General features: G+C 36.5%; 23 protein-coding genes. 20 read left to right on the top strand and 3 right to left on the bottom strand.

Going from position 1 to position 25,737, the window contains the following annotated elements:
• The first annotated feature begins 47 nt into the window (after nucleotides 1-47).
• The 6 genes from AC4BBR_RS14885 (at nucleotide 48) to AC4BBR_RS14860 (ending at nucleotide 6,755) form a co-directional block, all read left to right on the top strand.
• A complete protein-coding gene (locus AC4BBR_RS14885) occupies nucleotides 48-707 on the top strand; it encodes a hypothetical protein (RefSeq protein WP_490460253.1) in 660 nt (219 codons plus the stop codon).
• Between the two features lie 151 nt (nucleotides 708-858).
• Nucleotides 859-1,407: an FUSC family protein gene (locus AC4BBR_RS14880; protein WP_490460252.1), complete on the top strand. Its 549-nt coding sequence runs from the start codon at nucleotides 859-861 to the stop codon at nucleotides 1,405-1,407.
• A 443-nt stretch (nucleotides 1,408-1,850) separates the two neighbouring features.
• The gene (locus AC4BBR_RS14875; protein ID WP_490460251.1) at nucleotides 1,851-3,392 is read left to right on the top strand and encodes an ABC-F family ATP-binding cassette domain-containing protein; all 1,542 of its coding nucleotides are present in this window, start codon (nucleotides 1,851-1,853) and stop codon (nucleotides 3,390-3,392) included.
• 132 nt (nucleotides 3,393-3,524) lie between these two features.
• Complete coding sequence (locus AC4BBR_RS14870) at nucleotides 3,525-4,352, top strand: GNAT family N-acetyltransferase (protein ID WP_490460250.1); 828 nt, start codon at nucleotides 3,525-3,527, stop codon at nucleotides 4,350-4,352.
• Between the two features lie 223 nt (nucleotides 4,353-4,575).
• Nucleotides 4,576-5,385, top strand: a complete 810-nt coding sequence (locus tag AC4BBR_RS14865; RefSeq protein ID WP_490460249.1) for a helix-turn-helix domain-containing protein — start codon at nucleotides 4,576-4,578, stop codon at nucleotides 5,383-5,385.
• 275 nt (nucleotides 5,386-5,660) lie between these two features.
• Nucleotides 5,661-6,755, top strand: a complete 1,095-nt coding sequence (locus AC4BBR_RS14860; protein WP_490460248.1) for an acyltransferase family protein — start codon at nucleotides 5,661-5,663, stop codon at nucleotides 6,753-6,755.
• Nucleotides 6,756-6,806: 51 nt separating this feature from the next.
• Here AC4BBR_RS14860 and fabI read toward each other — a convergent pair whose 3' ends face one another.
• On the bottom strand, nucleotides 6,807-7,559 hold the full coding sequence (fabI, locus tag AC4BBR_RS14855; protein ID WP_490460247.1) for an enoyl-ACP reductase FabI: 753 nt from the start codon (nucleotides 7,557-7,559) through the stop codon (nucleotides 6,807-6,809).
• A 302-nt stretch (nucleotides 7,560-7,861) separates the two neighbouring features.
• On the opposite strand from fabI, the gene fabF reads away from it, so the two are divergent.
• The 5 genes from fabF (at nucleotide 7,862) to AC4BBR_RS14830 (ending at nucleotide 12,392) form a co-directional block, all read left to right on the top strand.
• The gene (fabF, locus tag AC4BBR_RS14850; RefSeq protein ID WP_490460246.1) at nucleotides 7,862-9,100 is read left to right on the top strand and encodes a beta-ketoacyl-ACP synthase II; all 1,239 of its coding nucleotides are present in this window, start codon (nucleotides 7,862-7,864) and stop codon (nucleotides 9,098-9,100) included.
• A 2-nt stretch (nucleotides 9,101-9,102) separates the two neighbouring features.
• Nucleotides 9,103-9,537 (top strand): 3-hydroxyacyl-ACP dehydratase FabZ, encoded by a 435-nt coding sequence (fabZ, locus tag AC4BBR_RS14845; protein ID WP_010762460.1) that lies wholly within the window; start codon nucleotides 9,103-9,105, stop codon nucleotides 9,535-9,537.
• A 351-nt stretch (nucleotides 9,538-9,888) separates the two neighbouring features.
• Nucleotides 9,889-10,182, top strand: coding sequence for a hypothetical protein (locus tag AC4BBR_RS14840; protein WP_490460245.1), 294 nt, complete (start codon nucleotides 9,889-9,891; stop codon nucleotides 10,180-10,182).
• A gap of 341 nt (nucleotides 10,183-10,523) precedes the next feature.
• On the top strand, nucleotides 10,524-11,087 hold the full coding sequence (efp, locus tag AC4BBR_RS14835) for an elongation factor P (protein ID WP_490460244.1): 564 nt from the start codon (nucleotides 10,524-10,526) through the stop codon (nucleotides 11,085-11,087).
• A 144-nt stretch (nucleotides 11,088-11,231) separates the two neighbouring features.
• Complete coding sequence (locus AC4BBR_RS14830; protein ID WP_490460243.1) at nucleotides 11,232-12,392, top strand: cation:proton antiporter; 1,161 nt, start codon at nucleotides 11,232-11,234, stop codon at nucleotides 12,390-12,392.
• Between the two features lie 64 nt (nucleotides 12,393-12,456).
• On the opposite strand, the gene AC4BBR_RS14825 is transcribed toward AC4BBR_RS14830, so the two are convergent.
• Nucleotides 12,457-13,926: a peptide MFS transporter gene (locus AC4BBR_RS14825; RefSeq protein WP_490460242.1), complete on the bottom strand. Its 1,470-nt coding sequence runs from the start codon at nucleotides 13,924-13,926 to the stop codon at nucleotides 12,457-12,459.
• A 188-nt stretch (nucleotides 13,927-14,114) separates the two neighbouring features.
• Between AC4BBR_RS14825 and AC4BBR_RS14820 the strand changes: the two genes are divergently transcribed.
• The 7 genes from AC4BBR_RS14820 to AC4BBR_RS14790 all read left to right on the top strand — a co-directional run bounded on the left by AC4BBR_RS14820 (nucleotide 14,115) and on the right by AC4BBR_RS14790 (nucleotide 21,567).
• The gene (locus AC4BBR_RS14820; RefSeq protein WP_490460241.1) at nucleotides 14,115-14,504 is read left to right on the top strand and encodes a YbgA family protein; all 390 of its coding nucleotides are present in this window, start codon (nucleotides 14,115-14,117) and stop codon (nucleotides 14,502-14,504) included.
• A 198-nt stretch (nucleotides 14,505-14,702) separates the two neighbouring features.
• Nucleotides 14,703-15,539 carry an ABC transporter permease gene (locus AC4BBR_RS14815; protein WP_490460240.1) on the top strand — a complete coding sequence of 279 codons (837 nt, stop codon included), beginning with the start codon at nucleotides 14,703-14,705 and terminating at the stop codon, nucleotides 15,537-15,539.
• Nucleotides 15,532-16,311, top strand: coding sequence for an ABC transporter permease (locus tag AC4BBR_RS14810; RefSeq protein WP_490460239.1), 780 nt, complete (start codon nucleotides 15,532-15,534; stop codon nucleotides 16,309-16,311). Before AC4BBR_RS14815 ends, AC4BBR_RS14810 begins: the two co-directional genes overlap by 8 nt.
• Before the next feature lie 58 nt (nucleotides 16,312-16,369).
• Nucleotides 16,370-17,410, top strand: a complete 1,041-nt coding sequence (locus tag AC4BBR_RS14805; protein ID WP_490460238.1) for an ABC transporter ATP-binding protein — start codon at nucleotides 16,370-16,372, stop codon at nucleotides 17,408-17,410.
• A 27-nt stretch (nucleotides 17,411-17,437) separates the two neighbouring features.
• Nucleotides 17,438-18,502, top strand: a complete 1,065-nt coding sequence (locus AC4BBR_RS14800) for an ABC transporter substrate-binding protein (protein WP_490460237.1) — start codon at nucleotides 17,438-17,440, stop codon at nucleotides 18,500-18,502.
• A 22-nt stretch (nucleotides 18,503-18,524) separates the two neighbouring features.
• Complete coding sequence (locus tag AC4BBR_RS14795) at nucleotides 18,525-20,264, top strand: adenine deaminase (RefSeq protein ID WP_490460236.1); 1,740 nt, start codon at nucleotides 18,525-18,527, stop codon at nucleotides 20,262-20,264.
• Nucleotides 20,248-21,567 carry an amidohydrolase gene (locus AC4BBR_RS14790; RefSeq protein WP_490460235.1) on the top strand — a complete coding sequence of 440 codons (1,320 nt, stop codon included), beginning with the start codon at nucleotides 20,248-20,250 and terminating at the stop codon, nucleotides 21,565-21,567. Before AC4BBR_RS14795 ends, AC4BBR_RS14790 begins: the two co-directional genes overlap by 17 nt.
• Nucleotides 21,568-21,615: 48 nt before the next feature.
• Here AC4BBR_RS14790 and AC4BBR_RS14785 read toward each other — a convergent pair whose 3' ends face one another.
• Nucleotides 21,616-22,719, bottom strand: coding sequence for an NAD(P)/FAD-dependent oxidoreductase (locus AC4BBR_RS14785; RefSeq protein WP_490460234.1), 1,104 nt, complete (start codon nucleotides 22,717-22,719; stop codon nucleotides 21,616-21,618).
• A gap of 210 nt (nucleotides 22,720-22,929) precedes the next feature.
• On the opposite strand from AC4BBR_RS14785, the gene AC4BBR_RS14780 reads away from it, so the two are divergent.
• Together AC4BBR_RS14780 and AC4BBR_RS14775 are read left to right on the top strand one after the other, a co-directional pair.
• Nucleotides 22,930-24,579 (top strand): peptide ABC transporter substrate-binding protein, encoded by a 1,650-nt coding sequence (locus AC4BBR_RS14780; protein WP_490460233.1) that lies wholly within the window; start codon nucleotides 22,930-22,932, stop codon nucleotides 24,577-24,579.
• Between the two features lie 26 nt (nucleotides 24,580-24,605).
• Nucleotides 24,606-25,667 carry a C45 family autoproteolytic acyltransferase/hydrolase gene (locus tag AC4BBR_RS14775; RefSeq protein WP_490460232.1) on the top strand — a complete coding sequence of 354 codons (1,062 nt, stop codon included), beginning with the start codon at nucleotides 24,606-24,608 and terminating at the stop codon, nucleotides 25,665-25,667.
• The last annotated feature ends 70 nt before the right edge of the window (nucleotides 25,668-25,737 follow it).

The following is a 25,737-nucleotide window of genomic DNA, read 5'->3' as shown; positions in this document are numbered from 1 at the left end:
AAAATTAGGTTGATCTATTTTATTAAAAAACAAAAGAGGTGCAGTTTATGAAAAAGATTAAATTGGCAGGATTAGTAGTAGCTTCAACGGTTGTCGTATTAAGCCTTAGCGCATGTTCTGAGCAAAAAGGGAAAATTATAAACGAAGAGCTAGTAAGTTCATCGGAAACAGCTGACGGCTCGATCCAAGAAGATACATATTCATTGAGTGAAGATGGTGTATTTAAACAAATCGAAATAGGAGACAAGAATGCACTTGTTATTGATAAAGCAAAATATGATACAGATTGGTCAGATAATAGCTGGCCAGGTGTTGAGCTATCAATAGATAAAGCTAAAGTTGTCCAAGTTGAAAAATATAAAGATGATGAAGGGGAAGACTACAAAGGCTTGTTAGCGTTAGATTTTAAACTTCACAATGATGAGGATAACAAAGATATCCATATTCATCCAGATCAAGCAACTTTAGTTCTAGAAAATGATGAGGAAATAAAAGGAGAACATTTCGATGATTATTGGGATGATTTTTTTGCAAAAGGTGAGCAAAAAGACGGACATGTCTTCTTCAAATTTAAAGAAATCGATAAAATTGATGAAATCAAAGAAATTCATTTAATATTTGATGGAACATATGGTGGAAAAGATAAGGATCTAGGAACAGTAGATCATCAATATGATGTGAAATTACCACTCATGTTAAAAGAATAAATACTACTGTATCCTTGTTAAAGATGAGTGAATGGAGTCACTCATCTTTAACAAGGAATTTTTTGAATTTATGTACAGTAAGAGGCAAAAAATTTATGTTGAGTGACTTACTGTACATATTGGGACAAAGAAGTTAAAGAAGGTGAAAAGCTTGAAAATACCAAAAAGCTATATCGAGCTAAAAACAATAAAAATGACTACAGTTGTATTTATGTGTATTGCATTTTATACAATTGTCGGGAGTAAAGACAACACAAGTTTAATGATGATCTCGTCAAGTACAGCCGTATTTGGAATTCATTCGAAAACGGTTGATGCATGGATTTTTGCTAGATATCGTCTTTTTGGTACTATGATTGGTTGTTTTTCTGGAACTATTTATTTACTGATTCAAAATCATTTAAGCAATGATGTAGTATCTAGATTGTTTTTTATACCATGCATCATCTTTTTTACAGTAACCATTTCTGGTGGTGTTAAAAGCCCAATCACAGTGAGAGGTGCCGTGATGACTGTAATAACGATGACACTAATCGCACCAGTAAATGATGAACACTATGTATTGCAGCGAATATTGGCAACACTGGTAGGAACTTTAATGGCTATTTTGGTTAATTTTTTATTTGATCCTAAAAAATCACATATTTTGAAAGACTTAAAAAAAAGTATTGAGGTAGAGAAAAAGAACAGACATCACTAATAGATCTAACGAGTCTTTAAGAAATGGAAAATGGTTTGTTGAATGAATATTCGATCTTTTAAAAAGCTCTTATTATGTTAAGGATAAGTGACTAAAATTCGAGTAATAACTAATCTGGATTTGACTATTTTCCCCCGAGATGGTAGAGTAGCCCCTGAGGAAGGTGTTTCAAATGTACGTATTATATATTTCAACTCTTAGCTCCCTACAACTTATTTTTGATGAAGTGTTGTATGGAGCTTAATCGGAAAGCTTATGAGCTTTTCTTATTCATCAGTAAATTTAGGATACTAAAAAAATAGCACTTGTTTGCTATGTATTTAGTCTGCTTATTTACTGAAGGATATATAGATTAAAAGGCCCAAGACATTTTGTCTATGGGTCTTTTTTGTATGTTCTTTAGTAAAAAAACTACGAAACCAACATGAAAGAGGAAAAATAACATGGAATTATTACAAGTCAAAGAATTAACGTATGCAGTACCAGATAAACAGCTTTATGAAAATAGCTCATTTACCTTAAGAAGCAATGAACATATGGGGATTGTCGGTAAAAACGGCGCAGGGAAAAGTACTTTATTGAAGATGCTTTTAGGCACTGTCTTGCCAGATGCTGGCGTGATCTCATGGAATCCTGCAGCGACTTTAGGTTATTTAGATCAGTATGTCGATATGGATCAATCACTTACCATTAACGAATTTTTAACGTTGGCCTACCAAGAATTATTTAACACAGAAAAAGAGATGCTAACGCTATATGAAACATATGGCGAAACAGGTGACGATCAACTATTGACAAGAGCGGCCGCTTATCAGGAGCAATTAGAAATCAAAGGATTTTATCAAGTAGAAAATGATATCAATAAAGCGATCACAGGGCTTGGAATCAACGATGCGGATCAGACATTAAGTTCTTTAAGCCGTGGCGATCAAATAAAAGTGATTCTAGCGAAACTATTGCTGGAAAAACCGTCTGTTTTGATCTTAGATGAACCAACGAACTATTTAGATCAGGAACATATCGAGTGGTTGACAGATTATTTAAATGCGTTTGAAAATGCCTTTATTATCGTATCCCATGATACAAACTTTTTGAGCAATATTGCAACGTGTATTTGTGATATCGATTTTGGCTCGATCAAAAAATACCATAGTAATTACACCGATTTCTTAAAACAAAAAGCACATTTATCAGAAGCTTACCAAAGCCAATTTGACGCCCAACAACGAAAAATTAAAGAAACCGAAGCCTTTATACAAAAAAATATCGCTGGTATCAAGACGAAAATGGCGCAGGGAAGAAGGAAACATTTGGAAAAAATGGATCGATTGAAAGAACCGGAAAAGAAAATCAAATCGAATTTTTCTTTTAAATTAATGCCCCAAAGTTCACCAAATGTTATGACAATTGATGAACTAACGGTAGGATATAAAGAGTCTTTGATTACCGTACGTGATCTCCAAGTGAAAAAAGGCGAAAAAATAGTAGTCACTGGCGCTGATGGTATCGGGAAATCTACATTAGTGAAGACACTTCTTTCAACCGTATCAGCGATCTCTGGAAAAGCTCACTTTTCACCGCAAGTGGTTATTGGCTATCATTCACAAGAAATTGAATGGGAAAATACCGAATGGACACCAATCGAAGCGCTGGCGAATAAATACACGAAGCTTACCTACGAAGATGTTCGCCGTGAATTGGCAAAATGTGGCTTGAAACGTGAAATTGCTTCAAAAAATCTTTATATGCTGAGTGGCGGGGAGCAATCGAAAGTAAAATTGTGTGATTTAACGATGCAACCAAGCAATTTCCTGATCTTAGATGAGCCGACTAATCATTTAGATGTCGACTCAAGAAAAGCGTTGCAAGACGCCTTAAAAGCATTTAGAGGCAGTGTTTTATTGATATCAAATGATGAGGAATTTTACTTACCAGTTGCCGATCATGTTTACACAGTTGCGGATAAACATTTCATTAGACGGTGAGGGGATTCGTGACGGAGTTGACAAGCACAAGCCGTTTCCTGTCATTGATAATATAATTGTTTCCAAAAAACTATGAATATTTTTAAAATCGTTTATAGTTAAAGAAACAAAGGAAATCAAAGGAGAACCAATATGTTTATACCGATAGAAGAAGCCCCATTTCAACAAGTTGTAGAAACATGGAATCAAGGTTTTAGTGATTATCTATTACCAATTCATGTCGACCAAGAGGCCTTAGAACATAGAATTCAATCATTTAACCTTTCAAAAAAACTCTCAGCTGTTTTTTCTGTTGATGGAGAATTTGTTGGCATCATTTTATTAGGGATTCAAACGTTTCAAAAAACAAAAGTGATGTGGGTTGGTGGGATGGCTGTAGTTCCTAACTATCGCAGAAATAAAGTTGCGTCTAAATTGATCGATTATGCAGAAAAATTGGCAAAGGAAAATTATTGTGAGCATTTGATTCTTGAAGTGATTGCAACGAATGAACGTGCGAAACGATTGTACGAAGCAAAAGGGTTTCGATGTGTAAACGAGCTGGCTGTAGGCGAAATTGTTTTTCCGACCATGAGTAGCGGAAAAAATGAATGTCACTTTAAATCAGTTTCTTCTAAAGAAGTTGCAGGAATCGAGAAGCAATGGACACCTTGGCAAAACCGCTCTATTTTTTCAGATAGAAACGATGAAATCTATCAAGGAACAACGAAAATTGGCTCAATTAGTTTCAATTTAGCTGAAGAATCTGACGAAAAAATGTTAATCATCAAACAATTACATTTATTAAAGATCGAAGACCGATCATTGATATTGGATATGTTGCTCACCTTAAAAGAACAAGAACATTGTGACACCGTCAAATTAGCTAATTTTGAGATGGAAACGCCTATTTATGCTGAACTTGAAAAAATAGGGGTTGCATTACAACTTACACAATTTCAATTAGCAAAAAAATGCTAAAAAAGTAACAAATTGTCTGCTTTTAATTGAAAAAACGTTTCTGTATTCATTTCTTCAACCAAATAAGTGTAGCAGTGTTTTTTACTTGATTATTTTTAATCGCTGTTAAATAGCATTAAATCAGCGCGCAACGTTCCGTTGCATCAGTCTTTATTGTATAATCAAGTAAAGCAACGTATTTTTGCGTTAAAAAGAATAGACGTTAGAAAAGGAGTGGCTTATAGTGACGGTAGAAATTGGCAAACAAATCAAAAAATTCCGTCAAGAACAACAAATCTCGCAACAGGAATTAGCTGATTACTTGAACATTTCACGTCAAACGATTTCTAAATGGGAGTTAGGAAAGAGCCTTCCAGATTTGGAAAACGTTGTGAGGCTTTCTGAATATTTCAAGATTAGTGTGGATGTTTTATTAGGACGTAAAAAGCTTGGTTTCTTTAGGGGACTGTTCGATGGAAGAGAAAGAAGGCAAAGTCATATGGATCAAAAGGAACAGGGAATTAACAGTACGTCATTTTACAGTGCCTATGTCCAAGACATCCAACCACTATTTTCAGAGGGCAAACGAGTGAATACGTTTATAAAAATTGAAGAAGACATTTTTCCTAGAGCTACATTTTCAAAATTAATGGGGTATGCAAATTGTTTATGCAGTTTTATGGATGAAACGGTTTCGATCGATCAGATAGGAAAGTTTAAAATTGCCGTAAATATCCCAGTAGAGCAACCAATAGCTACATTTTCTCTAAATGATATATCAGAAATAAATCTAAAATTTGGTAAATATTTTCGGAATGTAGGCGGTAATTTTGTGACATTGATTGATATCAAAACCAAAGACCAAAGCTATTATTTATGGGTAGAATCGTTAAACGTTGCACATCAGATTTGGCACCATGAGAAATTTAGCTCAATAGCGATGAAAGTAGACAAAGCATTTCAAACAACGTTAGCGTTGCAAAATGAAGAAGAAGCTGTTGAGGCAATTCGCAGCAATGCAAAAATTATTCCGCTATTTTATGGCAGCAACTGAACACTATAGTATATTTAGGTCTCTTATAGTGTTAGTAGAAGGGGGAAGAGTGTGAGGCAAAAGTGCTTTTTACTTTTGTCTCACACTCTTTTTTGTTTTAACCAATGTTTCTTGATGCCACACGATTTTATTTTAGAAAAAAGTATTGAAAATTAGTCAACAGAAGGCTATTACTTGGGCTGTAACAAAAAATCAGTCTCAGTACCGATAAAATATAAAATCAGCTTTGTTATACTTAAACGCAAGAGAACAAAAAAGTTTGGGGAGTTATTGGTATGGGGATGGAAAGTATCAACAGAGTAGTCAAAGTAAAGAAGATGGATACTAAGGGAATTGATTTAGTCAAATATGCCGCAGCAATTTTGGTTATTTGCTTTCATTGTGAAAGAGTGTTTCAAGATCCTGCAATCAATCATTTATTTAAGAATGTTTTATGCCGATTTGCAGTTCCTTATTTTTTGATCTCAGCTAGTTATTTTGTTAGAAGAGGACAGAGCCGATCGTCCGATTACATAATGCACTATGTAAAATCATTAGCGAAATCGTATTTATTTTGGAGTCTGATTTATTTGCCAGTGGGACTGATGTGGATTCAGGAAAACTATTCACTTAATCCGGTATTGTATCCGATCGCTTTAGTTGCTGGTTTGTTTTATACAGGTACCTATTACCATCTTTGGTATATTCCAGCTATGATTTTTGGCATTTTCTGTGTTCAATGGTTGCTTAAAAAAACAGGTTATCTAGTTTTATTTAGCTTGGCGGGACTGTTGTATGCGTTCGGTTCATTAGAAACGTATTATGCTTATATAGAAAACGAACAGTTGAAAGCTTTTTTTGATCAGTATCTGAGTTTATTTATCACTACTCGTAACGGCTTATTTTTTGCATTGCTATTTGTAGCTGTTGGCTTCTTTTTGTGGGATCATCAAGAAAAAATTATATCTTCTCAAAAATATTTGGGACTCCTTGTGGTCATTACGGGGATTCTATTAATAGGAGAAGGTCTTGCGGTTTATTCGAATATTGGGATCGATAAGAATTTTATGTGGATGCTCATTCCATTTACCAGCTGTCTTTTTTGCTGGAGTTTGTTTATCAAAGTAGATGAGAGAATCAATGTAAGGCGATTGAGAGCGTTAGGAAAATACTATTTCTTCATTCATCCATTATGTATTTTGTGGGCAGCGAGTTTGGTACATAGCTATGAATTTTTTACCAATAGTTGGCTACAGTTAATTGTGATCTTGGTTACAACACATTTGTTGAGTTCATTAACGATCACAATCAATCAACAATTACCCTATTATTATTTTGATTTACAATTGATATTAAGAGTCAATCGTGGGTATATCCCAAAATTTATATAAAAAGGTAAGGCTGAGAGAAAGCAGCTTTAATTTTCTCTCAGCTTTATTTTTTTAAGTAAGGTGAACGCCTTTATCCACGTAAATAATATCGCCCACAATCCCAGCGGCTAAATCACTAACTAAAAACGCACACGTATTACCAACCTCTTCAATTGTAACACCAGCTTTATCAGGCGTTCGATCTTCTGAAAGTTTGATCAATTGATCGTAATCTTTCACCCCAGTTACTGCAAGTGTTTTGATAGCGCCAGCTGAAATCCCGTTCACGCGGATTTTGTCCGCTGCGAATTCATAAGCCAGATATTTTACGGCAGTCTCTAAAGAGGCTTTGGCGATGCCCATCATGTTGTAGTTTGGAATGGCCCTTTCAGAACCTAAATAAGTCATTGTAACGATCCCTGAACCTGGGTTTAACAGTGGTTTCGCATGATGTGCGACCGCTAAAAGTGAGTAGCTGCTGATATCTTGAGCCAATAAAAAACCTGAACGACTGATATCACTCACATTGCCATCTAATTCTTCTTTGTTAGCAAACGCAATTGCATGCACTAACCCATCGATTTTATCGTATTTTTCTTGGATCGTTTGGAAAGCTTTAGCGATCGATTCATCAGAGGCAACATCACATTCGACAAGCAGATCCGTTGGTTCAGCTAATTTTAATAATTGCTTTTTCATCCGTTCGTTTTGGTAGGTATAAATAATATCAGCGCCTTGCTCTTTCAAAGCTTTGGCACAACCCCAAGCAATACTTCTTTTATTTGCTACGCCCATCACGACGACTTTTTTATTATTTAGAAACATATGTTTTTTCCCCTTTTAAAATTATTTTTAGTGTGTGAAAAAGGTCTCACATCTTAACAAAATCTAACTATCTGATTTTATTTAAGTTGACGGATAAAATTGCAACTGGTATTATCTGTGTTGAGAATGATAAAAAATTCTCTAACGAATAAGCAACACCTGTACAGACATTTTATCGGATGTCTGAATTATTAACTAAAATACTTTGAAAGTCAAACTATTTTACTTAAATTTAAACAAAAATGTGTTGCTCGGTCAAGTTTTTTTTAATTTGATAGTCAAAACAATGGTGGAGGTACGCGATGAAACGAGTTGTAATTACAGGAATGGGAGCGGTGACTCCTTTAGGAAATACGGTAAAAGAGTATTGGCAAAATCTAGTCAATGGAAAATTAGGAATCGCTAAAATCACTAAATTTGATTCTGAAGATACAGGTGTGGCACTTGCGGGTGAAGTGAAAGGCTTCGAACCAAGTGAAGTTCTTGATCACAAAGAACAAAAGCGAATGGATTTATTTTCGCAGTATGGGGTAGTTGCTGCGATGGAAGCGTGGAATATGAGTGGTTTAACACAAGAAACAATCGATTCTAAACGTTTTGGTGTAATTGTCGGCAGTGGTATCGGCGGTATGACAACATTACAAGATCAAGTCAGAGTAATGGATAAAAAAGGAGCTAAACGTGTAACACCTTTCTTTGTACCAATGGTGATCGCGAACATGGCTTCAGGGAATATCTCGATTAAATTAGGTGCAAAAGGCCCGTCTCAAACAATCGTTACAGCCTGTGCTTCTGCAACGAATGCCATCGGTGAAGCATTCCGTACAATCAAATACGGTTTGGCTGATATGATGATCACAGGTGGAACGGAAGCGACGATTTGTGAAATCGGTATTGCTGGTTTCGCTGCTTTGAGTGCATTGAATACGACAGAAGATCCATCGAGAGCTTCGATTCCATTTGATAAAGAAAGACATGGCTTTGTGATGGGCGAAGGTGCTGGCATGTTGATGTTAGAAGAGTTGGAGCACGCGCAAAAACGTGGTGCGACGATTTTAGGTGAAATCGTAGGATACGGTAGTAATTGTGATGCTAGTCATATGACAGCGCCGTTAAAAGATGGTAGCGGTGCGGCAGATGCTATCGAATTAGCGTTAGCAGAAGCTGCAATTGATGCTTCTGCCGTAGGGTATGTCAATGCTCATGGAACCTCAACACCCGCTAACGATGCAGCTGAAACGGCAGCATTGAAACGAGTATTTGGTGAACGTGCCTATGATATTCCAATTTCAAGCACGAAAAGTATGACAGGTCACCTTTTAGGAGCAGCTGGAGGAATTGAAGCAATTGCTTGTGTGAAAACCTTACAAGAAGGTGTTGCACATCCTACAGTAGGTTATGAAGTAGCAGATCCAGAATGTGATTTAGATTATGTAACAGAAGGTTCACGCCCCGTACAAGCAGAATATGCGATTAGTAATTCGTTTGGCTTTGGCGGCCATAATGGCGTTATTTGTATGAAAAAATGGGAGGAAAACTAACAATGACAAGATTAATGAATGCAACAGAAATTATGGAAATGATTCCAAACCGTTACCCAATTTGCTTTATCGACTATGTGGATGAAATCATCACGGATAAAAAAATTATTGCGACAAAAAACGTAACAATCAATGAAGAATTCTTCCAAGGTCATTTTCCTGGAAATCCAACAATGCCAGGTGTTTTAATCATTGAAGCGTTGGCACAAGTGGGTTCAATTTTGATTTTGAAAATGGATCAATTTAAAGGAGAAACAGCTTATATTGGTGGAATCAATAAAGCGAAGTTCCGTCAAAAAGTAGTTCCTGGGGATGTGTTGAAATTACATTTTGAAATCGTAAAAATCAGAGATTACGTAGGAATCGGGAAAGCGACTGCTTTTGTTGAAGACAAAAAAGTTTGTGAATGTGAATTGACGTTTATTGTAGGTAGATAAGGAATGCAGCCAAAGAATATTTTTTGTTCTTTGGTTTTTTTGTGGTTAAAAAATATTTTTGAAAAGATGTACACGAACTATATATATAAGACGACTAAAAAAATGTAGTAGGATCCTATGAGCAAAAAGTTATGAAAGGAAATCCAACATGAAAATCATTATTGATATGATTGAAAAGGTGCATGAAGAGTACGTCTCATTTCATATACATGAAATGAACGAGAAAATTTCTAAAACCATTGCCTAAATTGAAAATACCGAAACATACTTGGTGGGTAAAAATAATGAAAAACGATTTAAAGTCCAATATGAAGATAGTTTCTATATTGAAACTGTAGTGTTGCTATTATTTTGTCTTCTTACTTATTCAACGTTGGACATGCTTTAAATTTGCTAAGTGGAGCGGATTTGAAAATGACGATAACACAAATTGTTTTTGCTTTTCTATTTGCTCTAGTTTGTGCGGAAATAGCGATAATGACCCAAAGCATTGTTTTAGGAATCATCTGGCATGCAAGTCATAATAGTATGGATCATTTGAGGTCAGAAATACTTGTAGTAGTGATCCAATGCGCTGTGTTGGCGGTGTTAAGTTATGTCCTTTGGAAGAACGGTTTTAAAGTAAGGAACGTGGGACAAAACTAAAAATCAGTTCTATTTCGCGCTCTAAATCCAAATAAACGGCGAGAAAAAAGCAACTACTATGCTTCGCTTCAAGCACATCAAATTCTAAGTACTAAAGGACTAAGAGTTGAAGGCTTCGGAAATAAGCTGAAATTCACAAAAATTTGATTTAACTCAAAAAAATAAATCAGACTAGCGTATTCCCTAGAATATCAGCAAGTAATCTGCTACAATGATTGAGAAGATTTTTTTTAGAAGAATCGCTATCCTAATGAAGCCGAGCGAACTAGATATAGCGAATACTACACTAACGTTTCGATCAGATTTTTCGGTTGAATCTTAAAGAAAGAGGAGAAAATAACATGATAGCAGTAAGTGATCTTAAAGCAGGTATGACCTTTGAACAAGACGGCAAATTAATCCGTGTAATGGATGCTAGCCACCACAAACCTGGTAAAGGAAATACCGTTATGCGTATGAAGTTGAAAGATGTTCGTACAGGTGCTACAACGGATACAACAATGCGTCCAGACGATAAAGTAAAGAAAGCCTTTATTGAAAGCAAACCAGTTCAATATTTATACAGCCAAGATGATACAGCCAACTTCATGGATTTAGAAACCTATGAACAATATGAAATTCCAACTTCTGTGATTGAATATGAATTAAAATATCTTTTAGAAAATATGGAAGTAAAAATCCAATTTTACGGATCAGAAGTAATCGGTGTAACGTTGCCGACAACAGTCGTTTTGAAAGTAAAAGAAACACAGCCCTCTATAAAAGGTGCAACGGTTTCAGGTTCAGGAAAACCAGCAATCATGGAAACAGGCTTAGTCGTTAACGTTCCTGATTTTATTGAAGTAGATGAATTGTTAGAAATCAACACGCAAGAAGGTACGTATTTAAAACGTGCATCAAAATAAGATAAATGAAATAGCTGGCAGGTGAGAAATCAATCTGTCAGTTTTTTATTGTGCTTGTAGTATAGGAATCTTTCTGTAACTACTAAATCTAGTTGGCATGGTACAATAATTTATGTATTTTTATATAGAGAAAGGGAGAGAAATATGGGTTTTCTATTAACGTTGTGTCTGGTCTTATTATTCACAAAACTAGCTGGGCATTTTTGTAATCGAGTGGGAATTCCTTCTGTCATTGGGGAATTGTTAGTCGGTATTTTGATCGGCCCCGCATTATTAGGTTGGATCAAGTCAGATGATTTTATGCATTATTTCTCTGAAATTGGTGTGATTATTTTAATGTTTATTGCAGGCTTGGAAAGTGATTTGGCATTATTAAAGAAATATTGGCGACCAGCCTTATCCGTAGCACTTTTGGGTATTATATTTCCTGCTACAATGGGGTTTGGTGCGGGAGAAATTTTTCAATTTTCAATGCAAAATTCAATTTTTCTAGGGGTTTTGTTTAGTGCAACATCTGTGAGTATTTCTGTTCAAGTGTTAAAAGATTTGAAAAAAATAGATAGCGAAGAAGGGGCGACGATTCTTGGTGCTGCAGTTGTGGATGATATCGTTGTGGTTTTGATTTTGGGGATCATGTTAAGCTTGATGAATCGGTCTACACCAGGAGAAAATTTACCAATGTGGGAAGTATTACTGTTAAAAGTTTTCTTTTTTATCGTAATCTTTGCGGCCAGCAAATGGTTAGTTCCTTGGTTATTGAATCTGAGTAAAAAGTTGATTGCGATTGAAGCTGTTTCGGCTATTTCTTTAGTTATTTGTTTGGGTTTCGCTTATTTTGCAGAAATGTTGGATATGGGGGCGATCATCGGTGCGTTTTTTGCAGGAGTAGCAATTGCACAGACCGATTATCGTAATCAAGTAGATGAGAAATTAGAGACGATTGGCTATGCGGTATTTATTCCGATGTTTTTTGTTTCTATTGGTTTAAATATGACATTTTCAGGAATGTCAAAACATTTCGTGTTTATTTTAGTGTTAACAATCACAGCGGTCTTGTCGAAATTATTAGGAGGTGCATTAGGTGCTCGGGTTACCGGATTCAAAGGGATATCAACGATGATTATTGGATCGGGAATGGTTTCTAGAGGTGAAATGGCGTTAATCATTGCCCAAGTAGGATTGACCTCAAGTTTTCTTTCGGAAGAGTATTATTCTTCTGTTATTATCGTTATTATTGCGACGACGATTATTGCCCCATTGCTATTAAAAATAACGATTATGAAACAAGAAAAACAACTGAAATAGTAGAATGAAAAACAGTTTCTAGCGAAGCCAATTTGAAGTAGGCTTTTCTAGAAACTGTTTTATTTTAGTGGATAGATCCCATTAATTTTTTGATTGGATTCTTTGAAAGAATCAATAAAATACCAGCAATCACTGCTACGATTCCTACGATACCGAAATAAGCAGATTCGGTTTGAGGTGTATAAAAACGTGCGATTTGAGCATTGATTGCTTGTGAAGCGGCATCTGCCAGTAACCAAATTGCGACAGTTTGCGATTCAAAAGCTTTAGGAGCAAGCTTTGTTGTGATCGAAAGACCTACTGGAGAAATACACATTTCGCCTACGATCATAACGAAGAAACTAAAGAATAACCACAAAGGGCTAACTTTTGTATTGGTGCCATAAAGTAATCCAGGAAACATCAAAAGAACAAAAGATAGACCAGCAAAGATCAATCCTAATGAAAATTTGACAACTGTTGAAGGCTGTTTCTTTCCTAATTTTGTCCATAACGTTACGAAAACAGGTGTTAAAACAACTACAAAAATTGGATTTAAAGATTGGAACCAACTAGGAGCGATGGAAAAGCCAAATAATGTATCATTCGTCCGTTCGTCCGCAAATAATGCTAAAATTGAAGAGCCTTGCTCTTCTAATGACCAAAAAACGATACCAGCTAAAAATAATGGAATATAGCCTAGCACTCTCGGTTTTTCCTCTGCGGTTACGTTTTTAGATGTTAGCATTTTAATGAAATAGTAGACAGGTAACAAAATGCCCAAGACACTTACACTATTGATAAAAAAGCCAATTGTTAATTGGCCCATCATAAAGGCGCCGCCAAAAAGAACGATCACAAAAACAAGAGCAATCAATGACGAGCGGATAAACTTTTTCCGTTCTTCTGTGTCAATCGGATTGGTCGGTTTTGAACCAATATTTGCTAATGACTTTTTTCCTTGCAAATAATATTGCACTAGACCGAAAAACATTCCAAATGCAGCTACAGAGAATCCAACATGATAATTATAGGTTTGACCTAATGTTCCAACAACGAAGGGCGCCAGTAATGCGCCAATATTGATGCCCATGTAAAAAATAGAAAAACCAGCATCTCGGCGCGTATCTGTTTTTGAATAAAGATGTCCAACCATACCAGAAACATTCGGTTTTAACATCCCTGTACCGATTACGATCAGTAGGATAGAAAGAAATAATGCCGCAATGCCAAACGGCGTCGCTAGAACGATGTGACCGACCATAATAAATACGCCGCCGAAGAAAACTGTTTTTCTAGCACCTAACACTCGGTCAGAAATCCAACCGCCAACAATACTGGACATAAAAACCAGGGAGCCATATATCGACATGATCGCCAAAGCAGTTTCCTTGGGTAACCCTAAACCGCCGTTTGCAACCGTATCATAGATATAGTACAGTAGAATTGCCCGCATACCGTAATAACTAAATCTTTCCCACATTTCAGTAAAGAAGAGTGTAGACAATCCTTTTGGCTGACCTAAAAAGGACTTGTCTAACTGCTGCTCGTCCATAAATAATAACCTCAATTCTTTTTAATATTCAGAAAATTTGTTTAACCTAGTGTTTCTGAAAAAAGTATATAGAGTACATTTTAAACCTTTACCCTTTTAAATATCATAAATTCTCATGAATAGACTATAAGAAAAATGACGTTTTTATTCATTTTTTTTTCATATAAGAAATAGAAAGGAAGATTTTTTTGAAAATAATAGCGCAAAGGCAACAAGAATGGGCCTCACTTAAGTATTTGATTTTGTCAAAATCTCAACCAGATTATAGAGCAATCAGACAACTATTTGCGGATGATGAGTGGGATGAAGAAAAAGAACAGGCATTTCGAAGCTATCTACAGCACGCATTAGCTGAGCCACCCAAAAAAGGCAATCTCATAAACGCGTATCAACATGTCTGGGGCTATTTTAAAAACCAAGCAACAGAGATAGAGCGGAAAAAATACGAAGAGCTGCTTGCAACATTTTTCGTAAACCAGGATGAGTTACTCTCATTTTTAAAAGAACTGACGTTAAAGTATCAAGAAGAATATCTACTACAGTCAAAACTCCTTTTCCCCATGAAGAGAAATAACTAAAAAAATAGAAAAGCAGTTCAAACAACAAATTTTAGTTTTAAGTTCGTTATAGAAGTTTGAATTCGCTTTTTTTGTATGCATCAACATATTTTCTTGTTAATACACGAATATTTATCTTTTTAATTCAAAAAACATATTGAAATTAACTTAGAAAATGAGTATACTGAATCTGTGGAAAAACGAACGAGGAGTGTATGAATGAACAAGAATGTTCCGTATTTTATCGTAGCACCTGGAATGATTTTATTATTATTTTTCTTAATGATTCCTTTGGCTACAAGTATTTTACCAACTATTTTTTCAGATCAAGGGGTGACATTGAGTAGCTACCTCGATTTTTTTAAAGATGAATATAACCTGTCGATTTTTTGGCGCACGATTAGAGTGTCATTGATCGTTACGTTTATTTCGATTTTACTCGGGATCCCAACGGCGTATTACATCGCTGGGGTTAGTAAAAAATGGCGCGGGATTTTAATGGCGATGACCTTGTTTCCGTTGTTGACTAATTCAGTGATTCGTAGTTTTGCTTGGATCAATATTTTAGGGAAAACGGGTGTAATCAACACGTTGTTATTGAAAACAGGCTTGATCGCTCAGCCATTAAATTTACTTTATACAGAATTTGCAATTATTATTGGCTCTGTTTATCTTTTTTTACCGACGATGATCATGACGCTTGTAGGGGTTATGGAAAATATCGAAGGGGAAATGTTGGAAGCCGCTGAAACGTTAGGCGCAAGTCCATTCACAGCTTTTCGAAAAGTTGTATTGCCGCTTTCGATTCCTGGAACGATCGTTGGGAGTATCTTGGTTTTTACTGGGACACTGACAGCTTATACCACACCGCAATTGTTAGGTGGGAATCAGAAAATGATGATGTCAACCTTCCTATATCAAAAAGCCAATACCTTGGGAGATTGGAATGCTGCGAGTATTTTAGCCTTGATTATGATTGTTGTAACGTTAATCGTTATGAAGGGCTTAGATATAGTCGCCAAAAAAGTTGATAGGAGAGAAGCAAACAATGCGTAAACAAAAAGGGATGACGTTGATTGCGATCTTAGTGTTTTTATTCTTATTCTTACCGCTTTGCTTGATCGTTGTCACGTCCTTTGGAACAGCTGCTGCGATTCAGTTTCCGATCAAAGGATTTACACTAGATTGGTATGCAAAAGCGTTGCAGTCAGATACGTTTATGAGCAGTTTTAAATTAAGTTTAATGATCGGTGTACTAGCAACCGTCTTAGCATTGGTTGTTGGGATTCCAGCATCTTATGCCTTGGCACGGTATTCAGTAAAAGGGAGAAACTTTATTAAAAGCTTCTTTTTATCTCCAACTGTGATTCCAGGCATTGTCGTGGGATACACATTATTTCAATATATTGTCATCAAATTAGGCTTACCGATTTTTCAAGGATTATTGATTGGGCACTTTCTAATCAGTTTACCGTATATTATTCGAGTAGTTGGTTCAAGCATGGAGCAGTTGGACTATTCGATGGAAGAAGTTGCTTGGACTTTAGGTTGTACGAGAACGCGTGCATTTATTCAAATCGTTTTACCCAATGTCTCTTCAGGGATATTTGCAGCCTTTATGTTAGCGTTTGTTAATTCATTCAATAATGTTCCAGTGTCGATGTTTTTATCTGGGCCAGGAGTGACGATGTTACCAACATCTTTACTTAGTTACATGGAATACAATTATGATCCAACTGTTTCAGCCATTTCAGTAATGCTGATGTTACTGACAATGGGTTTGATGTTTTTGATCGAAAAAACATTAGGATTAGCTTCGATTGCGTAAATAAAAGAGAGAGCAATAAGAGCGTTCGAACTTAAATAGGTAGAAAGAGGAGAAAATTTTGACTTTTGTTGAATTAAAAGAGATACGTGTCAGTTATGATGGTAAACAAGATATATTAAAGGATTTAAGCATTTCAATGGAAAAAGGTGAATTAGTCTCACTTCTTGGTCCTAGTGGCTGTGGTAAAACGACGACACTTCGAGTGATTGCAGGACTAATCAAGCCAAATGATGGTTCTTTTACGTTAGATGAAGATGACTTGACAAAAGTTCCTGTGCATAAACGAAATTTTGGTATGGTCTTTCAAAGCTATGCATTATTTCCACATTTGACGATTGCAGAAAATGTTGCGTTTGGACTAAAATTAAGAAAAGAATCGAAAGATAGTACAAAAGAAAAAGTAGAAAAAATGCTTGAGGTTTGCGGATTAGAAAATCTTGGTGATCGTTATCCTAAACAACTTTCAGGTGGGCAGAGACAGCGTGTAGCGTTAGCGCGTGCTTTGATTATTGAACCTAAATTGTTATTATTAGATGAACCTTTAAGTAATTTAGATGCAAAATTAAGAGTAGCCATGCGGATCGAAATCAAACGAATCCAGCAACAATTAGGGATAACGACAGTATTTGTGACCCACGACCAAGAAGAATGTTTTTCTATTTCAGATAAGGTCGCGGTCATGAATAATGGTGTGATCGAGCAATATGATTCGCCAGAAAAAATTTACCGTTTACCAAAAACAAAATTTGTCGCACATTTTATCGGGTTTGAAAATTTCTTTACTGTAACGAAAAATGCGGAAGGTCAATATAAAAGTGAAAACGGTCAGTTGTTCACTACGTCTAATCCACAACCAACGACAACTGAGACAGTCGCAACGATCCGTCCAGAAGATATTGAAATTTTGCGAGAACCTACGCACGAATCTGTTGAAGGAATGGTCGCAATCAGAACTTTCTTAGGAAAAAGCTATCAGTATGAAGTAACAACACCACTTGGAAAACTATTAGTCAATGGCACAAGTGAACAGATCTATGAAACAGGAGATAAAATCAATTTGGCTTTTCCAGCAGATAAACTCGTTGTTTTAGAAAAATAAACGATAAGATGAAGGGGACTAAACAAAATGAAAAAGAAACTAATGATCGGCGTTTTAGCAACAGCAACTTTATTAATGGCTGCTTGTGGCAATAGCGAAGCGAATACGAAAGAAGAAGGCAAAACAGGCAGCAATGCATTAGTTGTTTCTACCTTTGGTTTGAGTGAAGATATTGTAAAAAAAGATATTATTGCTCCTTTTGAAAACACAAACGATGCGAAAGTGACATTAGAAGTTGGCAATAGTGCAGATCGTTATACAAAACTATTGAATAACCCCAATGCTGGAATCGATGTGATCGAATTAGCGCAAGCCAATGCAACGCAAGGCGATAAGGCAGATCTTTTTGAAAAAATCACAGAAAAAGAAGTACCGAATATCAAAGAGTTAACTGCTGGAGCAAAAGAAGTTTACGAAAGTGGAGCAGGTATCCCGATCGCAGTTAATAGCGTAGGGATTGTTTATAACAAAGAAAAAGTTGGCAAAGAAATCACGAGCTGGGATGATTTATGGTCGTCTGATCTTAAAGGGAAAATTTCTGTCCCAGACATTTCTACAACAGCAGGCCCTTTGATGTTATACATTGCCAGCGATCATGCAGGTGTTGATATTACAACAGATAAAGGCAAAGCAGCCTTTGATGCAATGAAAGAGTTAAAACCAAATGTGGTTAAGACCTATTCAAAATCATCAGATCTAGCAAACATGTTTCAGTCAGGTGAAATCGAAGTAGCAGTTGTAGCTGATTTTGCGGTTGATATCATTCAAGGTGCTTCTAAAGACGCAACGTACGTTGTTCCTGAAAGTGGCACCTATGCAAACTTCAACACGATTAATGTACCGAAAAGTTCTAAAAATAAAGAATTGGCTTATACATTTGTTAACGATCGTATCAGTGAAGCCTCACAAAAAGCAAAAGCTGTTTCATTAAATGAAGGGCCAACCAACAGTAAAGTAACACTTGATGAAAAACAAGCAGAAAATAAGACATACGGTAAAGTTGCGGACCGAGCAAAAACAGTTGATTTTTCATTCATTAATGACAATTTATCTAATTGGGTCGATCAATGGAACCGTACAATGAATCAATAAACAAGCGAGAAAGGCGATAAGTATGAACGTAGATATGATTATTCAAGATGTTTGGGTTTTCCAAACCGCCACACAATCTTTTAGCAAAAAAAATGTCTCTATTAAAGATGGTAAATTTTATTATATCAGTAACGCAGAGTTGAACCACTTGACGCCTGAAACAATCATCAAAGCCGAGAATCAGTATATGATTCCCGGCTTGATTGATGCCCATATGCATATTGAAAGTTCAATGACGACACCGACGATTTTTTCAAAAGCAGTATTACGCTATGGGGTAACAACGGTTGTAGCAGATGCTCATGAGATGGCAAATGTTTTTGGTTTAAAAGGATTAGAAGAATTTATGAAGGCAGAAACTGAGCTGGATATTTTTCATGCGATTCCGTCTTCTGTTCCTTCAACAACACCAGAACTAGAAACAACGGGTGGTATTATCGGACTTGCTGAAGTGGCAGCGCTGTTGAAGCATCCTAAAATCGTCTGTTTAGGTGAAGCAATGAATTTCAAAGGAATTGCCTATGAACCAGAGTCGTTGATTCGCCAAATCATTGATCTATGTAAAAAAGAACGGCCGACGATGCCCTTAGAAGGCCATTGTCCAAAAATTTATGATGAAGAGCTGGCAGCCTTTTTATTTAGCGGAATCACTTCAGATCATACACATCAATTTCCAGAATCCTTAAAAGAAAAAATTGAGGCCGGTGTTTTTATCCAGTTCCAAAATAAATCCATCACACCGGAAAATATGAAGGTTATTGTAGAAAATGAATTTTATGAATATGCCAGTATTATCACAGATGATGTAATGGCGGACGATTTACTTCAAGGGCATTTGAACGAGAATCTGAAAAAGGCAGTAAAAGCCGGTTTGCCAATTGAAAAAGCAATTTATATGACGACCTACACACCAGCGAGACGAATGGGTTTTCATGATCGTGGAGAAATTGCGCCAGGTCGAAATGCTGATTTTATTTTGTTAAATGATTTAGAAGAGTTTACGTTTGATGCTGTTTATAAATCAGGGAAAAAGGTTTATGAAGAAGGGGCAAAAATTGAATATCCTGCTGTGATTGAGTCATTTCCAGCAGAGTACAAGCAATCCGTTCACTGCAAACCACTTACGCTTTCTGATATAGTGATCAAAGTGGCAACGGACAAAGAATATGTCCGCTGTAATGTAATCCAAAAACAAGAAGTAGGAACGTTCACTGAACGGATCACTAAAGAAATTCCCGTGAAGGATGGGATTTTACAATGGCAAGAAGCAGACTGTGCTTTATTGATTGTAATGGAAAGATACGGTAAAAATGGCAATATTTCGATAGCACTAATGGATAAACCAATCACTGAAAAAGGCGCAATCGCCACAACTTGGGCACATGATCATCATAATGTAATGGTTATGGGCAATACGGTGGAAGATATCGTGCTAGCGCAAAACGAATTACTAGCGATTCAAGGCGGTTATATTGTTGTTTCAAATGGAGAAATTACAGGGAGATGCCCTTTACCTATAGGTGGAATCTTATCTCAAGCTCCGATTGAAGAACTAGGTGGAGACTTGCAAAAAGTTCGCGCAAGCATGCAAGCGTTAGGCTACAAAAATATGAATGAGATCATGTCGTTCTCTACATTATCTCTGCCAGTCTCACCTGCAATCAAGGTGACAGATATGGGAATGATGAATACAAAGACGCAAGCGTTTTATCCATTGATTTTTCCAGAAGACGGAGTGTTAGTGAATGAAGACTCTTATTAAAAATGTTCATATCCTTTCAATGGACAATTATTTTTCAGAAGTTAAAGATGGTTTTCTATTGATTGAAGATGAGTTAATTAAGAAAATCGGTTCTATTTCTGAACTTAATTCAGTAACTATTCAAGCGGATAAAGTAATTGATGGAAAAAACGGATTGTTGATTCCAGGTCTGATCAATTCGCATACACATGCAGGAATGATTCCATTTCGTTCTTTAGGAGATGATGTACCCGATCGACTGCGTCGATTTTTATTTCCTTTAGAACAACACATGACAAAAGACTTGGTAAGAGCGAGCAGTGATTACGCAATCGCAGAAATGTTATTAAGTGGTGTGACGACGTTTTGTGATATGTACTATTTTGAAGATGAGGTAGCTAAAAGCTGTAAAGAAATGGGCATCCGAGCATTAGTTGGTGAAACCATTATCGACATGCCTACTTGTGATAGTTCTAAACCGTCAGGTGGCTATGAATATTGTGATACATTTTTAGAAAAATGGCAAAACGATCCTTTAGTGACACCGATCATTGCGCCGCACGCGTCCAATACAAATAATCCAGAAACACTAAAAAAAATCGTGGCGCTTAGCGAAAAATATAATGCACCGATTACAATGCATGTGTCTGAAATGACTTATGAAGTAGAAGCGTTTCAAGAAAAATATAACCAAACACCAATAGAATTTCTACAAACATTAGGCTATTTTGAACGTGACTTTATTTTGGCTCATTGTATTTTAGCAACTGAAAATGATTTAAACATCATTGCTCAGTCAAAAGGGAAAGCCCGTGTTGCTCATTGCATTGGTGCGAACACTAAATCAGCAAAAGGGGTAGCCCCTGTCAAACAAATGCTTGAAAAAAAAATCGTGGTAGGCTTAGGAACGGATGGACCGAGTAGCGGGAATACGTTAGATTTATTTAGCCAAATGCGTCTGTTTGCTAATTTTCATAAAACCCATAATCGGGATCGAGCCCTTTTTCCAGCAAAAGAAATTGTTTACCTTGCAACAATGGGCGGTGCAAAAACGTTAGGTTTAGCAGATCAGGTAGGCTCGATCGAAATCGGAAAAAAAGCAGATTTAACCCTGATCGAAACGGAATCTGTCAATATGTTCCCGATTTTTGATCCATACTCAGCTATTGTCTACTCAGCTAACGCCAGTAACGTGGATTCAGTTTGGATCAACGGGTGTCAACTAGTCAGTGAGAAAAAAATGGTTGAACGAGAGTTGAAAGAAATCAAAGAGACGTTGTATCGTGAAATGAGAAACTTTGTTGTAGAAGCAAAAAAACTATAATAAAAACAAGCAGGAATAAAACCTATTGCGTTTTATTCCTGCTTATTTTCATTTTGATACATAATTTTCAATCGGTTTTTGATAGTTCTCCCAATCATTTTTGCCCTCATTGAAATACTTCGCTAAAAGAAAACCAATATAAGGTCCAGTTGTTAACCCGGAAGAACCTAAACCACTGGCCACAACTGCAGTAGGATTATCTGGTAAACAATTGAAAAAAGGGGCGAAATCTGACGTATAAGCACGTGTTCCTACACGATAAGTCGCTGGATATTCTTCAAAAAAAGCAGATTCAACCAGAAAAGGAATTGTTTTTTCTTTTAGTAAAGAAAAAGCCTCTTTCGTTGGCGTTAAATCAAAGCCGCCATCATTTTCATGTGTTGCGCCAACTAAAATCTGTCCATCTTCAAAAGGAATCAAATCGCTTTCGCCATCTAACATTGCAACAGGCCAACTGCCGCTGTTTTTGAAGGGGGTTTCAAAGGCTAATAGTTGTCCTTTTTGCGCTCGAATCTCCGTTGAATAGCCAAGAGAATCCAACAATGGTGGCAAGCTTGGTCCAGCACATAACGCAATTGCATCAAATTGTTCCGTTTCGTCGGAGGTCTGAACGAGCCATTGATCTTGCGTTTGGCTAAGTTTAGCTGTATCAGTTTTTATAGTGATCATTTTGCTTAGCGCACGTTGTCTTAATGTTTCTAAGTAACTAGCACCATCTAATTTCCCGCCGCCTGTGATAAATAGGGCTGGTTGTGCGCTTAGTAAAGGCAGTTTTTCTTTGACTTGCTCTGCAGACAATAAGTGAATATCTCCGATTTCAGGTGCATCCTGTTTTCTTTCTTCTGCTAGTTGCATAAGCGACCCAAGTTCACTATCTTTTCGAAGAATCAGAGTACCAGTTTGTTGATAAACATTACTCGGTAGAGAAAAGTCCTGCACTAATTTAGGGTAAAATGCGGCTCCGTCTTTCGCAAGCTGATACCATTTTTTATTGCGACGTTTTGAAAGCCAAGGAGAGATGATGCCTGCGCTGGCTTTAGTCGCTTGTCCAACTGGATTGTCATAAACTGTTACACTATATTTTGTTAAATCGATGTAATTGGCTAAGGTCAAACCAATAATCCCACCGCCTATGATCGCTAATCTTTTCATAAATATCTCCTTACAAAATCAAGTAATTCATTTTCACATAAGTTTGTAGAGGATGCAAGGGATTTTGAAGATCAGGGTGCCAGAAATAATGCGTATAAAAATAAAATTTGGTAAAAATAAAACGTGAAATAGATGAGAAAACGCTTATTTTCGTGTTATAATAATGAATGTTATTTTTTAATATAGTTCGATTATCTAGGAGGGGATTAAATGAGAAATACAAGATTAGGGTATTTACTAACCGCCGCAAGTTGTATAATTTTACTTAGCGGATGTGCTTCTGGTAAAGAAAAGACTGGCGAAACGGGAAAAAAATCAGCAAACAACGAACAAACATTTTCAGTTGTTGTAAAACAAGAAATTCCATCGATTGATGCTTCTGTCACAAATGATGTTGTTGGCTGGGGTGTATTGAAAAATACAGGTGAAGGATTATTCCGTGCAGATAAAGAAGGCAAACTGATTCCAGCAGGTGCAGCGGAAATGCCTAAAGTCAGTGAAGAGGGCTTAACTTATACATTTAAATTACGCAAAGATGCAGTTTGGTCAAATGGCGATCCAATTGTTGCAGCGGATTATGTATATGGCTGGCAGCGGACAGTCGAACCAAAGACTGCTTCAGAAGTGGCTTACTTATTTGAATCAATCAAAAATTATCAAGCAATCATGGACGGGAAGACACCAGCAAAGGAGTTAGGTGTAAAAGCATTGAGTGATCATGAATTAGAAGTGACGCTTGAATCACCTGTTCCATATATGGAATCTTTATTGTCTTTACCACCGTTTTTCCCGCAAAATGAAAAAATCATCAATGAAAGCGACGAAAAATATGCTAGTTCAAGTGAGCATATGGTATACAATGGACCGTTTGTGCTTAGTGAGTTTGAAGGGGCAGGAACCGATACAAAATGGGCATATGTAAAAAATGATAAATATTGGGATCAAGCCAATGTGACGATGGAAAAAATAAATGTTGATGTTATAAAAGAAGATGCAACGGCATTAAATCTATTTCAAGATGGTCAAACAGATGACATCGTTGTGACGGGTGAACTAGCTCAGCAAATGGTAGATGATCCAGCCTTTTTCTCACAAGATATGTCAAATGCGACATATGTTGAATATAATCAAACAAAAAAAGAATTCCAAAATGAAAATCTTAGAAAAGCAATTTCCTACGCGTTAGATCGCCAAACTTTAGTAGATCAAGTCTTAGGAGATGGATCGATTGCTGCAACAGGCTTAGTACCGAAAAATATGTCATTTAACCTTGAAACCGAAGCTGACTTTGTAAAAGATTCTGGGAATCATTTAAAGTATGATCCAGAAAGGGCCGAAGAATATTGGGCTAAAGCAAAAACAGAATTAGGAATCGATACATTAAAAATCAATTTGCTTTCATCCGATGCCGATTCTGCAAAAAAAGTGGTAGAATACATGCAAGGGGCAATTCAAGAAACTTTGAAAGGTGTGACAGTTGAAGTTTCGTCAGTACCGCTTTCCGTTCGTTTAGAACGTGGGAATAAAGGTGATTTTGATATGATTTTAGTAGGCTGGGGTGCGGAATACAACGATCCTAGTGTGTTCTTAGAATTATTTGCCTCAGATAATATCAATAATAGTGGTAAATATACCAACAAAGAATTTGATAAATACTTGAAAGCTTCTGCAACAACGAATGCAGGCAATCCAAAAGCTCGTTGGAAGGATTTAATTGAAGCGGAAAATGTTTTAATGGATACGATGGGTGTTTGCCCAGTTTATCAAAAAGCTGAAGCCCATTTACGTAATCCAAAAGTCAAAGGCATCTTGCCGTCTGGTCCTGAGTATGATTATAAATGGACAGCCATTGAAAAGTAGTTGAAAGTAGAAAAGGTGGGAATTAGATGATTCATCGCTATATAGAAGTAACAGGGTCAGCGTTTGAGCGTGGAGTCAAAATCGGTGAAGTGCTAAAAATGCAAATCGAAACAAACTTATCCAGCCAAAAATTATTTTATAAAGATCCAACTGAGATCATTACTAAATGGTTGGGAAAAGCACAAACATACCTTGAATTTACAGAAAAATTTGCACCTGATGTGGCTGCTGAAATGCGTGGAGTTGCTAAAGGGAGCGGGTTGGATTTTCAAGAGATTTTGTATTTATATACTGTTTATGAACGATCATTTTTTGACAAATTGATCAGTGATAAATGTACCTCATTTGCAGCGAAAGGAAATGCTACTTTTGATGGGTCCGTGATTTGTGGTCAAACCAATGATGAACGTCTTGATGAATATCGTTCCGAGGTTGATTGTGTTGTGCATCATCGTGATAGCGAATCTGATTTTGAAACATTGATTTATAGTCATCCAGGTATTCCAGCGTATATGGGTATGAATAATTATGGTTTAGCCGTGATGTGGACGTATATTGATAACGGTCAGCGTAAAGAGGGTGTTCCTACAGCAGGAATTATTAGAGAACTGCTCAATAAGAAAAGTTTAAAAGAAGCACGGGAGTATCTTTATAGTGTCCCTCATGCCGTACCAAATCAATTTAGCCTATCTCATGCTAACGAAGGAATCACAAGTTTTGAGTGTTTTCCAAATAAGATTTATGAACACGAGTCATCAGATGTAATGATTCATGCAAATCATAATAGTATTGCCTTAGAAGAACCAGAGGAAGGTGGCTCTAAAACATCTCATTCCCGTTTGGAAGCGATGGAGGCGATCGTTAATGAAAACTACGGCGTTATCGATGCGGAGCTCGGAAAACAGTTTTTAGCGAACCATCGTAATTTTCCAAAAAGTGTTTGTAACCATCCATCACCCGAACATCCATTATCAAAATCATTAGCTTCGATGGTGTTTGATTTAGGTAAAGGAGAAATGCATTTAGCGTTTGGGAATGCTTGTGAGCAGCCGTTTCATACGTACCGATTCAAACAGTGGTTTGGATAAAACAACTATATCAATAAAAAGAGGTTGAGACAGAATGGGTTCCTTCTGCTCCTACCGTTTATTCGGATTT

It is taken from the genome of Enterococcus sp. AMC1251, assembly GCF_058216535.1.
The sequence above is the reverse complement of the archived record's forward strand: the minus strand, read 5'-3'. Positions and strand labels throughout refer to the sequence as shown.

What these genes read in the sequence shown, in the direction of transcription:
- AC4BBR_RS14800 (WP_490460237.1), top strand. Translation starts at nt 17,438, where the DNA reads ATGAAAAAGAAACTAATGATCGGCGTTTTAGCAACAGCAACTTTATTA.
- AC4BBR_RS14775 (WP_490460232.1), top strand. Translation starts at nt 24,606, where the DNA reads ATGATTCATCGCTATATAGAAGTAACAGGGTCAGCGTTTGAGCGTGGA.
- AC4BBR_RS14795 (WP_490460236.1), top strand. Translation starts at nt 18,525, where the DNA reads ATGAACGTAGATATGATTATTCAAGATGTTTGGGTTTTCCAAACCGCC.
- AC4BBR_RS14875 (WP_490460251.1), top strand. Translation starts at nt 1,851, where the DNA reads ATGGAATTATTACAAGTCAAAGAATTAACGTATGCAGTACCAGATAAA.
- AC4BBR_RS14885 (WP_490460253.1), top strand. Translation starts at nt 48, where the DNA reads ATGAAAAAGATTAAATTGGCAGGATTAGTAGTAGCTTCAACGGTTGTC.
- AC4BBR_RS14780 (WP_490460233.1), top strand. Translation starts at nt 22,930, where the DNA reads ATGAGAAATACAAGATTAGGGTATTTACTAACCGCCGCAAGTTGTATA.
- AC4BBR_RS14870 (WP_490460250.1), top strand. Translation starts at nt 3,525, where the DNA reads ATGTTTATACCGATAGAAGAAGCCCCATTTCAACAAGTTGTAGAAACA.
- AC4BBR_RS14825 (WP_490460242.1), bottom strand. Translation starts at nt 13,926, where the DNA reads ATGGACGAGCAGCAGTTAGACAAGTCCTTTTTAGGTCAGCCAAAAGGA.
- fabI (WP_490460247.1), bottom strand. Translation starts at nt 7,559, where the DNA reads ATGTTTCTAAATAATAAAAAAGTCGTCGTGATGGGCGTAGCAAATAAA.
- efp (WP_490460244.1), top strand. Translation starts at nt 10,524, where the DNA reads ATGATAGCAGTAAGTGATCTTAAAGCAGGTATGACCTTTGAACAAGAC.
- AC4BBR_RS14860 (WP_490460248.1), top strand. Translation starts at nt 5,661, where the DNA reads ATGGGGATGGAAAGTATCAACAGAGTAGTCAAAGTAAAGAAGATGGAT.
- fabF (WP_490460246.1), top strand. Translation starts at nt 7,862, where the DNA reads ATGAAACGAGTTGTAATTACAGGAATGGGAGCGGTGACTCCTTTAGGA.
- AC4BBR_RS14830 (WP_490460243.1), top strand. Translation starts at nt 11,232, where the DNA reads ATGGGTTTTCTATTAACGTTGTGTCTGGTCTTATTATTCACAAAACTA.
- AC4BBR_RS14790 (WP_490460235.1), top strand. Translation starts at nt 20,248, where the DNA reads ATGAAGACTCTTATTAAAAATGTTCATATCCTTTCAATGGACAATTAT.
- fabZ (WP_010762460.1), top strand. Translation starts at nt 9,103, where the DNA reads ATGACAAGATTAATGAATGCAACAGAAATTATGGAAATGATTCCAAAC.
- AC4BBR_RS14785 (WP_490460234.1), bottom strand. Translation starts at nt 22,719, where the DNA reads ATGAAAAGATTAGCGATCATAGGCGGTGGGATTATTGGTTTGACCTTA.
- AC4BBR_RS14810 (WP_490460239.1), top strand. Translation starts at nt 15,532, where the DNA reads ATGCGTAAACAAAAAGGGATGACGTTGATTGCGATCTTAGTGTTTTTA.
- AC4BBR_RS14815 (WP_490460240.1), top strand. Translation starts at nt 14,703, where the DNA reads ATGAACAAGAATGTTCCGTATTTTATCGTAGCACCTGGAATGATTTTA.